Consider the following 12238-nt stretch of genomic DNA (forward strand, 5'->3'; position numbering starts at 1 on the left):
AAGATTGTGACCGGTGTACGCGGCTGCGGTTCGACTGAACTTTCGCCGCCCGGCGAGGCTCAACCGCAAGACTTCACCTTGATTGCCCGGGAGCCTGCCGATGAAAACCCTGTTGAACATTGCAGCCGCCGCCAGCCTGCTGCTGGCCCTGCCCGGCTGGGCGTGCACGCTGGAAGAAGCGACGGCCAAGCGCGAAGAACTGGCCAAGGAAGTGAGCAAGCTCACCGAGCAGAACCCGCAGAAGGCCAAGGAGATCAACGACGAGCTGCAGAAGATGGAGCTCGGCACTGCCAGCAAGGACTTGCCGGACAAGTGCCAACTGATCGACAAGCGGATGCAGGAATTGAAGAACGCTGAGAAGAAGACTTGAAATCGGGGTGAAACAATCGCGGGTCAAGTCGGGTCGCCGCACCGCCGCTCCCACAAGGGCTGCAAAGAACCTGTGGGAGGGCTATGAAGCCGGCGCTTACTCCGCAGCCGGCGCCGGTTTGCGGCGCTTGAGCGGTGCCAGGCCGTCGGCGCTGGCCAGCGGCGCGTTAGGCTTTGGCTTGGCTGTTGGCTTGCGCTTGGCCACGACCTTCTTGTCGCCTTTTTTATCGGTCTTTTTCTTTTTCACACCGGCCGCCTTGCCCGAGGCCTTGACCTTCTTCGGCCCGGTGTAGGTGCCTTTGACTTCCTTGATCACCCGGCGCTCGAAGGTCTGCTTCAGGTAGCGCTCGATGCTCGACATCAGGTTCCAGTCGCCGTGGCAGATCAACGACACCGCCAGGCCTTCGTTACCGGCACGGCCGGTACGGCCGATGCGGTGCACGTATTCGTCGCCGCTGCGTGGCATGTCGAAGTTGATCACCAGGTCCAGGCCGTCGACGTCCAGGCCGCGGGCGGCGACGTCGGTGGCGACGAGAATCTTGGCGCCGCCCTGCTTCAAGCGTTCGATGGCCAGCTTGCGGTCTTTCTGGTCCTTGTCGCCGTGCAGAACGAAAGCCTTGTAGTCCTTGGCCACCAGGTGACCGTAGATGCGGTCGGCCATCACCCGGGTATTGGTAAAGATGATCGCCTTGTCGTAGGTCTCGTTCTCCAGCAACCACTGCACGATCTGTTCTTTGTGCTGGTTGTGGTCCGCGGTGATGATCTGCTGGCGGGTGCCTTCGGCCAGCTGGCTGACGCTGTTGAGCATCAGGTGCTCAGGGGTTTTCAGCACCTTGCCGATCATGTCGCGCAGGCCGGCACCGCCAGTGGTGGCGGAGAACAGCATGGTCTGTTCACGATTCGGGCACTCGTTGCACAGGCGCTCGACGTCTTCGGCAAAGCCCATGTCGAGCATGCGGTCGGCTTCATCGAGCACGATCACCTGGACATGCTCCAGGTGCAGGTTGCCGGCATTGAGCTGCTCGAGCAAGCGGCCCGGGGTGCCGATCAGCACGTCCGGCACCTTGCGCAGCATCGCGGCCTGCTCCTTGAAGTCTTCGCCACCGGTGATCAGCCCGGCCTTGATGAAAGTGAACTGGGAGAAGCGCTCGACTTCCTTGAGGGTCTGCTGCGCCAGCTCGCGGGTCGGCAACAGCACCAGGGCGCGAATTTCGACGCGCTTCTGCTTGAGGTCAACCAGGCGGTTGAGCATCGGCAGGACGAAGGCTGCGGTCTTGCCGCTACCGGTTTGCGCCGTCACCCGCAGGTCACGCCCTTGCAACGCCAAAGGGATGGCCGCTGCCTGCACCGGCGTCGGCTCGACAAATTTCAGCTCGGCCACGGCTTTGAGCAGGCGTTCGTGCAGGGCGAATTGGGAAAACACGGGTGTACCTCGGGCATGTGCAAAAAATTCAGTTGCATAGGGTAACGTTTTCCGGCGTCGGAGCCGAATTTCTTTTGGCAACTTCTTGCCGATCCGCGCTCTAATGGCCTTGTTTTCGACTTGCGGACCCTTTACGACACCGTTATGGACATTCAACAGCTGTGGCAAAACACCCTGGACCTCTGGGGCACCCTTGATCAACACCCGCTACTGCACGCCGGTATCGGCCTGGGCGTATTGCTGGTGATCGCCCTGCTGCTCGGCCGCGTGGCGCGCTTTCTGGTGCTGCACGCCGCCCGTCTGCTTGGCCGCCAGCCAGCCCTGCACTGGGTCAATGACCTGCGCGAGAACAAGGTGTTCCAGCGCCTGGCCCAGACCACCCCGTCACTGGTGGTGCAATTTGGCCTCAAACTGGTGCCGGAGCTGAGCGCCACCAGCCAGCACTTTCTCGGCAACCTCGCCCTGGCCTTCACCATCCTGTTCCTGACCCTGGCCCTGAGCGCCCTGCTCGACGCCCTGCTGGACATCTACGCGCGCACCGAGCACGCCCGCACCCGCTCGATCAAGGGTTACGTGCAACTGGCGAAGATGGTCCTGTTCGTGTTCGGCGCCATCGTTATCGTCGCCACCCTGATCGACCGCTCGCCGCTATTGCTGCTCTCGGGTCTGGGCGCCATGTCGGCGGTCATCTTGCTGGTCTACAAGGACACCCTGCTGTCGTTCGTCGCCAGCGTGCAGTTGACCAGCAACGACATGCTGCGGGTCGGCGACTGGATCGAGATGCCCCAGGTCGGCGCCGACGGCGACGTGGTCGACATCACCCTGCACACGGTCAAGGTGCAGAACTACGCGTGAGTTGAAGCCTACTTCGACGTATCGTGAGCTCGCGGCAATCTTGACAGCAACAAGCCTGCTCAAAAGGAATGCAGGCAAAGCGAACTGAGCCCTCCCCTCCTCTCTCAAGCCTTGCAGCGCACCGCTCCCTCCCCTCCTAACCGACTTCGCTGAAGTCCTGTAGTGGTCTAATGATTCCGGACACCCATTTAGGCGAAAATGCTCGCCATAGAGAGGTGTCTGATGACCAAGCAACGTCGTACCTTTACCCCAGAATTCAAGCGCGAAGCTGCCAGCCTGGTGCTCGACCAAGGCTATAGCCATATCGATGCCGCCCGTTCACTTGGGCTGGTGGAGTCGGCCCTGCGTCGATGGGTCAACCAGCTCCAGCAAGAGCGAGGCGGTGTCACTCCGACCAGCAAGGCGCTGACGCCCGAGCAGCAAAAAATCCAGGAATTAGAAGCCCGAATCAATCGGCTGGAACGGGAAAAATCGATCTTAAAAAAGGCCACCGCGCTCTTGATGGCCGAGGAGCACGAGCGTTCGCGTTAATTGATCAACTTCGTTCTGAAGAGCCTGTTGATCTGTTGTGCTCGGTATTTGAAGTCACCCGGTCTTGCTATTACGCGCACTGCCGCAAGCGCCGATCTCCGGACGTTGAGCGATTGGTTTTACGCAGCCGAGTGAACGAGCTGTTCACTCAAAGCCGCAGCGCGGCGGGCAGCCGAAGCATCATGCTCATGATGCGCGCGGACGGCATAGAGATTGGGCGATTCAAGGTGCGCAAGCTGATGAGCGAAATGAAGTTGATCAGCAAGCAACCTGGCTCACATGCCTATAAAAAGGCGACGGTGGAGCGGCCGGATATCCCGAACGTGTTGGATCGAGAGTTCACCGTGTCGGCGCCGAATGAGGTCTGGTGCGGTGACATCACGTATGTCTGGGCTCAAGGTCGCTGGCACTATTTGGCGGCTGTGATCGATCTGTTCGCCCGTCGCGTGGTGGGCTGGGCGTTTTCATCGAAGCCTGACGCTGACCTGGTTATCAAGGCTTTGGATATGGCCTATGAGCAGCGTGGTCGGCCTCAAAACGTTCTGTTTCACAGCGACCAAGGAAACCAGTACGGCAGCCGAGGCTTCCGTCAGCGACTGTGGCGCTATCGCTTCAACCAGAGCATGAGTCGACGTGGAAACTGCCACGACAATGCACCGATGGAACGGTTGTTTCGCAGCCTGAAAACGGAATGGATACCGACCGTGGGCTACATGAGCGCTTCGTTAGCACAGCAGGATATCGGCCGGTTTTTGATGCAGCGCTACAACTGGCAACGGCCACATCAATTTAACAGCGGGCTGGCGCCCGCTGTGGCCGAGGAAAAACTTAACGCAGTGTCCGGGATTAGTTGACCACTACAGTACCACCTCATCCCCCGACGAATTTCCGGCGCATCTGCTCCGCCCCCCTGCCTTGATAAGGACTTGCCGTGATGGAGCCGGACTCTTCGAGCCCGAAAGATCGATAGCTATGACCAAGCCGCTCCCAATACTTGCTGCCGACACCACGCCTCAATTTGTGACGATGTCACACGGCAAAATGAATCCCCGCTAGAGCTTGCAGACCTGAAGCGAGATGGCGGTCTAACAGGTCTGAAATTTACGGTGAGTGTCGCACAGGAAGCCTTGCCTTGCTCCAGCGCCTCAACGAAGACCACGAGCCGCCAGGGGAGCTGTAATGCCAACCTCGTTGCAAACCGAGTTGACATTCATAGACTGAGCAGCGGCTTAGCGAGCTTCTACAAGATGCTGCTCAGCACCTCTTCCAGTCTCTCGCCCTTGCTATTCTCAAAAACGCCGGCCTCACCGAACAGCACTTGGATGTTGGCCTGGGCGAAGAACTCGGCTGCAGCGAAGTCAGATGCAGTGCTCGCTGGAAGCACCAAGAAGAGCTTGGTGTTGGCATTACCGAACCGATGCTTGTAGTACGCAAGCTGCCCAAAAGCAGTGTAGAGCTGTGCTGACATTGAGGCGCTGGTCTTGACCTCGAAGATCGCCTTGGCCTTCTCAGATGCCTGGTCAACAAGCGCCAGATCAACACGATGTTTGCCAACCTTGAGTTTGGGATGCCCCTCAACAAGCTCATCCAACCTGCGATGGAGTGCATTGCAAAGCGGGCCGTGAAGATACTGGTACTCGCAGGTATCTTGGCTTGGGGTGTAAGACTTACTGCCCTCAAATTCTTCCTGTGCCCGCCACTTCGCACCCGATTCGTCTTCGTCGTCGATAGCTGAATCTGAGTCCTCGGCATCCTCCTCCAGCTCCGCCTTCCTCTGTTCCTTGAGGCGTTTTACCTTGAATAGGAACTCGGCGATGTCATTCGCAATGCTGGGGGAGTTTGTTGATGACACGGCGATCACATCTGTCGCCCTACCGTCGTCATCAACTTCCATCAACCAGTCATGAAAGTGCTCAAAGGCGTACTGGCGAGGTACCCGGCCACGGAACGCTGTGAAGGTGCCCCGATGACAGATGAGGGTTTCACCCTGAGGAGCAGCTACCAACAGACCCGAAACACTGCGGTTCAGGCCATCAGGAATGTTGATCTCAGCATCTGGTGATAGCGTACCGCCCTTGTAATCCAGCTTGAACAAATGAGCCTGTCGTCCATCCCAAGGCGGAGGAATTGCAAATAGCATCTCCCCAAGATCGGTCTCCAAAGCATAGGTGCGGCAAGGTGCTCGATCTCCACTCGGAAATGCCCAATCTTCCGTTCCACGTAACTTTGCCTGGTCGATCAGAGCTTTTTGAAAAGAGCGAATACCCTTACGAAGCCGGGCGCCCGCTGAAATGACCTGCACCACCTTGCATCTCCCTGTTCACCTACGAAGCCATTGGGATCTTCGGAGAATCCACTGGCATCAAAGCACGCAATGATAGCACTTTGATACCCTTCCAATAGCGGTGAAAGTACAGTGGCGCCTGCCTTTTTCGACTCGCGAACCTGGCCATACAGCGCCCCGTATCTGATCTTCAACAACAGCACGAGCAGCCAATCGGCGAGCTCTATCATCAGGATGGCGTGCCCCTTCAGCTTGCTTCCCCTACCCCTGGCCTGAAAAGCTCGTTACTGAACTACCTTCGCGAATGGTGATGGTTCGTTGGCGATATACTGTGTACACGAGGAGACCATCTACGTCGACGGCAAGGCAGCGGGTCTGGATCAAGCTTCCCGGCTCGGTGAGCAGTTGGCCAGCTTGAGCAATCGCTTACTGCGCTGAAGACCTTGGTGAGCGGGAACAAGTTACTCGAGTCTCAGATCGCTAGTCGTGAGGTGGAAGCCCAAGCAAAACAGATCAGATCCGCTTGGCTGAACATTGCGGATGAGATCGTCGGCACCCAGCAATTGGTGAACGCACTGCATGGATTAAGCCTACTGACTGGGGAACGCCGCTTAGCAAAATTGGAAGAGCTAAAGGCGCGGTACATGGGCACACCTACAGGAGATTTGATCAGCCGGCTCTTCGCCACTGAAAATGAATGATGCGAAAGATGTGACCTGACCCTGGACGTCGATGATCCAGTGTTATGAGCGAGCCGCAGAGCAAGCTCTGGCCCCTGAACGAAGCCTGTGAAGGCTAAAAAGGAACAGCAATAAATTTTGTCTGCTTTGACGCTACTACCCAGGCAACCAATAAATTCAAATTCTAAAGGTTGCACTGGGAAGCAGCAAAAGACTCTTAAGCGTCGAACACTTCGAAAGTGTCAAGCGGGAAGAGCGATCGGATTTTCAACAATGCATTTTTGAGGTATTTAACCCTTTCAGCCGGGGAATAATCACTGCTGTACCGGCCAGAGAAATGGTTGACTTGCCAAAAATCGCCCTTGTTGCGTATCTCACCAGCAATCCGCGCAGCCTGCATGCCGGTCATACTAGGATGACCGAGCTCCTCAGGTGGGGGAACATCTTCAGCGATGAAAAGCACGCCATCCTTGCCAATAGCCCAGATGAGCTTTCTTGTTAAAGTTGGATCCTCGGCAACTTCTTTATAAGCCTTGTCTATTTCTACCAAAGAAACTTGCTGGGGATCCCAAAAGCGGTTGAGGCTTTTATTAGTACCCTTACCGTCCCGCGAAACTTCGTTCTCTTTGATATGGTTCGGGGCTCGAAGCGTCCCATATTTATCGTTGAGGTGATTTTCATAGTCATCACGGCGACGCTTCAGAGCACGCGTAAATGCTGGGAAGAAATGCTGATCGTTCAGGCCACCAACCTTGGATTCTTGACCTTTGAAAGCCCCCAGCATGGCATCCGCATATATGGGATCATGCATGTAAACGCCTGAAATTGCGTTTCCTGATGGAATATCTGTAGCGTCAAGGAACACCTTGAAGGCGAGCTCATTTTCCCAGAAAAAGTCCATTTGCCACTGCAAACGCGCTAGATGCCCAGTCAGGAAACCAAGCTTCTCCTCTCTCCAGCGAACCAACAAAGATTCATCCAGGCTCCACTTTCCTAGCGTATCTCCAGCTTTGCGGTGAGTTTTATGCACACGAACTTCGTCTCGAGCCTGGGCAATGGAAACGAGCTTGATCTTAAAGCTTACCTTAGGCATCGGAATGTCGATTAGAGGGCAAAGATCCAGCGGCATCAGCGCCTCAATCTGCTCCACAATCCTCACCGCAGTGCCGTAGGCATACTTGAAGGGCAGACGCGTCTTCTTGTCAGCCGGGACTATCGCCATGTCGGGGACAATGATTTCGTGGGGGTTAGTGGCGTCCGGCTCAACAAGGGACATAGCGAGCCCCCAGCGATCTTCTTGCCCCTCAGGCGTTTCACCCTTCAAGTAGTCTCTAAGCATGACCATTTCTGCACGAGCATAGGGCCCGAGTCGGTCATCATGGACATAGACCCATTTCTTACCATCACGGAAATCGTAACCTACCGCAGTGATGGCATGGCCGGCCTTGACCTTGTCTTCAGAGTCGTCTGGCTGAAGGCCATAAACCGTACCCGTCAGAATGACCGGCAGATCGCTATCGATATGGGCTGCCAGGTACTCTTGAAAGAACTCAGGCTTGGTGTCTGTTCTCTCAAAATCGCTGTTGTGATAACGGAGCCCTTCTACATCCAGAGTTCGTTGAATTTGCTTGTTGCTTAGCTCTTTATTCGGGAACCCATTGCTTGAGCCGTCAACAAAATTCAAAGCCGCCGTGGTGATCTCACTGCAGGACTTGATTTCCTTGACGCCCCGCCCAGGAAACCCATGCAAGGCAGTCCAAATAGCGGTGGTAGCGCATGCTGCGACGACCTTGTCCTGCTCTTGGAAGGCAATCGAATCGATTGTAAGCTTGAGCCCAAACAGGTTGACGTCATAACGCTTGGCTATTTTTTTCTTTCCAAGGCCTGTGTCACCGCTGACACGTAAGCAGGTCTTACCCACGAACGTCCGGGTAAGTGGCTTAATCACCATGAAGCCGAGGTAGTGCTCTTGCAGGCTCTCCAGGGTGAGCTTGAGATGAGGCTGGCTCGCAAATACTTCGTCCGAGTCGCCTGCTAGCAAAGCATCCATCTGCTTATGGGTAAGATCACAGTCAAAGAAATGCAGACGAGCGCATCGAGAGCCATCGTTGCCAAAGCGCCCTACATAGAAGCGCGAGTAATCCTCCAGGAAGTCCCGGTCGATGTATTCATGCTCAAGCAGGATGCTACCGACTGTCTTCTTGCCCTCTATGAGGGCTGGCATGAAGGATTTCAGGTAGCCATAGATGTACTTGATTTGACGCTTTTCAAAGATGTCAGCGTGGTCGTAGCCAAATGGCTCATGAATCAACGCTGCCAGCGTCGCTTCCTCGAAGCTGGTGATGAGATATGGAGTCATTATGATCGCGCAAAAAAAAGCAGCCCATCAGGCTGCTTTTACAAAGACAGAATGCTTAGAGGCTGCAGGTCTTAGCCAGCAGAGCCGGGGTGACTTCCTGGGCTGCAAATTCACGCGCCAGGCGACGGTTGGTCTCAGCCATACGTTCCTGAGCGATCCGCAGGCTCTCTGCATGAGTACCGTTACGGGTGCGGGCTTCTTCGATCAGACGCTCCAGAGTCATAGCTCCATCCTCTAAGAATATTGGTTCCACGGTGCATCAACGAATCCAAATGCGCGACCACTAACTCCACTGGTTGGCAACGTGGTACCGACGCGCTTGCGGCGGCGGCGCGGATTATCGAATCCGCTCGCCAAGCTTCACAAGCAGTACCTGTCGTCAGCCGACAAACGGCATCACGACTGTAGTTCAGACCGAGCCAAAGCTCCAAGGTTCACGAACCACCAGCCTCAGGATCCGCCAAACGGTAGCGCCGTCACAGTTTTGCTTCCCAACAAAAACCGTGACAGTTCTCCCCTACTAGCCGGCGCTGCAAACGCCAAAACCTCCGTCACAGAGGTGCCCTAGCAGGGCGAGAATCATTGGATAAACCGAGTATGGCATATGGCGATCATACACTTAAAGTGTAATTTATGATTTTTTACGCACTATTTTGATGCAGTCAGGAGGTCATTTCACCGAGCTGTACCAGTGATGAACTGATGATTTAGGCGGGGCGTGTGAGGTAGGTGTGGGGTGGTTGAGGGCCATTTCTCCTCCTGGGCCCTCTTCCTTTATAAGACGCCCGTCGCTCGGGAATCACAAGCCGAGCCAGCTCTTCAGCCTACTGATCAGCGACGTAGGCTCAGCCGGCTGCTGGGTTGGTGCAGAATGACGATCTACATCGCCCACTGGCCTGGAAGGTTGCCGCCGTGCTTTCGCTTCGGCATCGCGCTTGCGTCCTGCGTTGATCGCTTCCTGGGACATGTTGCCGGCCCACTCGATGCGACCAGACCGCACCCAGTAATGGGAACGACACTTGAACGTCCAGTTACCAATGGAAGGCTTGAGCGACACCGTTTCGCCATCGAAAGACATCTGCCAGTCGGTTGGCGAGAACGGCGTGATCACCTTATTGCCGCAACCACAGGCACACAGGTGTGCTGCAGTTGCGAACTCCATTGCCATGTACAGCTCACCGGGCTCCAGCTTCTGCGGGAAGCTCTCAACGAACTGAGGTGTGAGACTCTTGATGGTCATGGGCGCTCCTCGCTGTTGCCCATCTCGTTGATGTTGGTCGAGTAAGTGAAGTGGTCGGCCTGGACTTGGTCAACATAAAACCCACAGAGCCGCTTCCAGGTGCCGACCGCCAGTACCGCGTTAAGTGCATTCAGGTCAGCGATCTGAATGTTCGAACGATAGGCATCCTCGGCAGAGTTCTCAGTGAGCGGCATGGTGCGATCGGCGTGATCATAATGCTCTGGTGTGAGGGTCGTAACACGGCACATCCCCCACACCTGTTGCGTATCGCCGACGAGGTGAACCCCCATACCGACATCAAGCAGCGAGGTTTTCGTACCACGCAGCGCTTTAACCACCAGATCACGCACCGTCGCGTTATCGACACTGAGGAACACATAATCGAAGGCACTCAACTCAGCGACATTCTCCGCTGTGATCATGCACGCATGGGCGGTGATGTTGCGGTGCATCTCCCCGTACTTCTCTTTGAGGTAGTCGACCTTCTTCATTCCCCGCTGCAGGTCGGTGAAGGAAACAGCCCCAGGGTAACGAAACGCGTTGTGCTGCTGAAGTACGTCGCTATCGAACAGATGGATCTCCGCGACGGGCGTCTTAGCAACCTGATCCAGGATGTAGGCACCCGTACCGCCAAGCCCCACCACTGCTACTTTCAACCCCTTGAACCTCTCGGTAGGCGCTCCGATGCCAGCGCGTGCTGATGCCGTATCGGTGTAGGCGAAAACCGTTTCCTCTACATCCGAACGGAAGGGGGCAAAGGTCTTGGCAGTGACATCCTTATCAATGGCCTGAGCCTGGCCACTCAGGATCGAAACGTAGATCGAGACCTTTTCGTAGTAATCGGCATAGTGGCCTGCCTTGGGCTTGGCCGAAAAGTAGTGGTTCACGAGCAAATCAGACAGCAGCTGATTCGGATTGCTGTTGTTGATGATTTGCTCGAGGGGACGCCCTTGCGAATCGCAAGGGCGGTCACCGATGAAGTGTGCCGTATGGTCGCTCGGACTGACCGCCACATCAGCGGTCAGATTGAGCGCCATGACCAGCACGCCTTTGCACACCTGGCGCTGAGCATTTACGTAGGGTACGTCCCGAACCAAGAGATAACCGTCCTTGGTGTCCAGGTTGTACCCTTCATTGCGCAAGCGCAGGAGGTGAGGACTACGACTTATCAGTTGGTGTGACATTGAAGTGCATCCCCTTCTTGATACGGACGTGTTGGCCATCGACCAGGTTGGTTGCCGAGTTACCTTCGTGGCCCTTCGCAAAGGTAACGGTGAAGTGGGCGTTCGGGTCTGGCACGGCTTCTGGGTAGGCCAGCCGTACTACTTCCCAGTAGGTGAGGTTGCGCGAATGGACGAACACCGGCTGCGTGTTTACGAAGACCTTGATGTTGATCTCCACCGCAGCGAACTTCTCGACACCAGGGCGCGCCAAGTCGAACAGGTCGCGATCTTCGATCAGCTCATCGTCATCCCCCGGGATGACCAAGAAGATGTCGTACTTCTGAGCATCTACGCAGGCCAGTTTCTTCAGGGTGCGACCAGAGATGCGTTGAGCCCCCCAGTCCTGCGCCTGCCCATCGATGAAGAACCGGAAGGTGCGGTCGCTTTTGAATGCCAGGAACTTCTCGATGCCCGCCTGGCGCAGGTCTGTGGTCTCACTAGGGCTGAGCAGCTCCAAGTGGCCGTTGGTGAGAAGCTGGAACAGCAGGTACTCGTCAACCGGGCGGAGTTCAGCAGCCTCCAATACCTGCTGCCCGGTTGGGACAGGATCAGCGATCACCAGTGGCCGGTACTCCAGCGCATCGTTGCCGAGCTGGATTTTGTACGGGCCGTGGTCACGCACCTCGCGGCCCGCCAAGACGGCGGCAGCCACGTCCTCAACCTCAAAATCGTTCAATTGACTCATGGGTGAATCCTCGTATCTGAACCAAATGAGCTGTTGTCCGCGCAGACAACACCACCGTCCTTAAAAAACGACCCAAGGGTCGTTGTCCAGCCAGACAACAGTGGACTTCAAAAAAAAGCCGCTTATCATGGATCATGAATAGCGAGCTGTTGTCTGGCTAGGCAACAGACTACTCCCGCCCATCAGGGCAATGCAAGAGGTTGGAGAAAAAAATGGATTTGGCTGGGTTCATCGCAACAATGCGTGAACGAAAAGAGCTGAGCTTTCGTGACCTAGAGAGGCGTGCCGGCGACCTGGATCACGCGTACATCTGGAGATTGGAGAAGGGAGACCGAGCTTCCCCGTCGACGGAGGTCATTGCGCGCCTGAGTCATGCGCTTGAGCTTGATGACCGGGAGGAAGCTGTTTTCAAACTGCTGGCCAAGTCGGTCGTCGTTGAGGACTCCCTCTATCACCTGATGGTCTCCCGCCCGGACATCCAATGGGAAGATTTTGAGGACGTAGCTACCATGAGCTTCCGAGGTGAGCGTCCGAACACCCAAGAGGCCTGGCTCAAGCGGATCGAACTCATTCAGCAAATGCACTAGCG

At 56.1% G+C, this 12238-nt stretch carries 11 protein-coding genes and 1 pseudogene; 5 read left to right on the plus strand and 7 right to left on the minus strand.

Features of this window, described 5'->3' with window-relative positions:
• Positions 1–100 precede the first annotated feature (100 nt).
• Complete coding sequence (locus BLR26_RS22935; protein WP_093385885.1) at positions 101–370, plus strand: hypothetical protein; 270 nt, start codon at positions 101–103, stop codon at positions 368–370.
• Between the two features lie 96 nt (positions 371–466).
• Here BLR26_RS22935 and BLR26_RS22940 read toward each other — a convergent pair whose 3' ends face one another.
• Positions 467–1792 carry a DEAD/DEAH box helicase gene (locus BLR26_RS22940; protein ID WP_045193399.1) on the minus strand — a complete coding sequence of 442 codons (1326 nt, stop codon included), beginning with the start codon at positions 1790–1792 and terminating at the stop codon, positions 467–469.
• Between the two features lie 144 nt (positions 1793–1936).
• Here BLR26_RS22940 and BLR26_RS22945 point away from each other — a divergent pair.
• Together BLR26_RS22945 and BLR26_RS22950 are read left to right on the plus strand one after the other, a co-directional pair.
• A pseudogene (locus BLR26_RS22945) lies at positions 1937–2641 on the plus strand (mechanosensitive ion channel domain-containing protein); the annotation flags it as partial.
• Positions 2642–2869: 228 nt separating this feature from the next.
• Positions 2870–4032, plus strand: a protein-coding gene (locus BLR26_RS22950; protein WP_093385890.1) for an IS3 family transposase whose coding sequence is annotated in 2 segments (ribosomal slippage) — positions 2870–3122 and positions 3122–4032 — 1164 coding nt in all. Because the reading frame shifts where the segments join, the coding sequence is not laid out codon by codon here.
• 386 nt (positions 4033–4418) lie between these two features.
• Here BLR26_RS22950 and BLR26_RS22955 read toward each other — a convergent pair.
• A complete protein-coding gene (locus tag BLR26_RS22955) occupies positions 4419–5483 on the minus strand; it encodes a hypothetical protein (protein ID WP_256326756.1) in 1065 nt (354 codons plus the stop codon).
• Positions 5484–5908: 425 nt separating this feature from the next.
• Here BLR26_RS22955 and BLR26_RS22960 point away from each other — a divergent pair, with 425 nt between their 5' ends.
• Positions 5909–6163 (plus strand): hypothetical protein, encoded by a 255-nt coding sequence (locus BLR26_RS22960; protein WP_143013303.1) that lies wholly within the window; start codon positions 5909–5911, stop codon positions 6161–6163.
• A 196-nt stretch (positions 6164–6359) separates the two neighbouring features.
• Here the strand turns inward: BLR26_RS22960 and BLR26_RS22965 are convergent, their stop codons facing one another.
• The 5 genes from BLR26_RS22965 to BLR26_RS22980 all read right to left on the minus strand — a co-directional run bounded on the left by BLR26_RS22965 (position 6360) and on the right by BLR26_RS22980 (position 11649).
• Entirely contained in the window at positions 6360–8501 is a 2142-nt protein-coding gene (locus BLR26_RS22965; RefSeq protein ID WP_093385897.1) for a cysteine peptidase family C39 domain-containing protein, read from the minus strand.
• Between the two features lie 55 nt (positions 8502–8556).
• Positions 8557–8724: a hypothetical protein gene (locus BLR26_RS27370; RefSeq protein WP_176794289.1), complete on the minus strand. Its 168-nt coding sequence runs from the start codon at positions 8722–8724 to the stop codon at positions 8557–8559.
• A gap of 576 nt (positions 8725–9300) precedes the next feature.
• Complete coding sequence (locus BLR26_RS22970) at positions 9301–9741, minus strand: ubiquitination-like system serine protease family protein (RefSeq protein WP_256326757.1); 441 nt, start codon at positions 9739–9741, stop codon at positions 9301–9303.
• On the minus strand, positions 9738–10964 hold the full coding sequence (locus tag BLR26_RS22975; RefSeq protein ID WP_371128655.1) for a ThiF family adenylyltransferase: 1227 nt from the start codon (positions 10962–10964) through the stop codon (positions 9738–9740). The genes BLR26_RS22970 and BLR26_RS22975 overlap by 4 nt, the downstream gene beginning before the upstream one ends.
• The gene (locus tag BLR26_RS22980) at positions 10900–11649 is read right to left on the minus strand and encodes a multiubiquitin domain-containing protein (RefSeq protein WP_093385905.1); all 750 of its coding nucleotides are present in this window, start codon (positions 11647–11649) and stop codon (positions 10900–10902) included. The genes BLR26_RS22975 and BLR26_RS22980 overlap by 65 nt, the downstream gene beginning before the upstream one ends.
• A gap of 212 nt (positions 11650–11861) precedes the next feature.
• Here BLR26_RS22980 and BLR26_RS22985 point away from each other — a divergent pair, with 212 nt between their 5' ends.
• Positions 11862–12236: a helix-turn-helix domain-containing protein gene (locus BLR26_RS22985; RefSeq protein WP_093385908.1), complete on the plus strand. Its 375-nt coding sequence runs from the start codon at positions 11862–11864 to the stop codon at positions 12234–12236.
• Positions 12237–12238 lie beyond the last annotated feature (2 nt).

Origin of the sequence: Pseudomonas sp. UC 17F4, from assembly GCF_900101695.1 — a bacterium.
Classification (GTDB): domain Bacteria; phylum Pseudomonadota; class Gammaproteobacteria; order Pseudomonadales; family Pseudomonadaceae; genus Aquipseudomonas.

What these genes read in the sequence shown, in the direction of transcription:
- BLR26_RS22935 (WP_093385885.1), top strand. Translation starts at nt 101, where the DNA reads ATGAAAACCCTGTTGAACATTGCAGCCGCCGCCAGCCTGCTGCTGGCC.
- BLR26_RS22965 (WP_093385897.1), bottom strand. Translation starts at nt 8,501, where the DNA reads ATGACTCCATATCTCATCACCAGCTTCGAGGAAGCGACGCTGGCAGCG.
- BLR26_RS27370 (WP_176794289.1), bottom strand. Translation starts at nt 8,724, where the DNA reads ATGACTCTGGAGCGTCTGATCGAAGAAGCCCGCACCCGTAACGGTACT.
- BLR26_RS22970 (WP_256326757.1), bottom strand. Translation starts at nt 9,741, where the DNA reads ATGACCATCAAGAGTCTCACACCTCAGTTCGTTGAGAGCTTCCCGCAG.
- BLR26_RS22975 (WP_371128655.1), bottom strand. Translation starts at nt 10,964, where the DNA reads ATGGCCAACACGTCCGTATCAAGAAGGGGATGCACTTCAATGTCACAC.
- BLR26_RS22980 (WP_093385905.1), bottom strand. Translation starts at nt 11,649, where the DNA reads ATGAGTCAATTGAACGATTTTGAGGTTGAGGACGTGGCTGCCGCCGTC.
- BLR26_RS22985 (WP_093385908.1), top strand. Translation starts at nt 11,862, where the DNA reads ATGGATTTGGCTGGGTTCATCGCAACAATGCGTGAACGAAAAGAGCTG.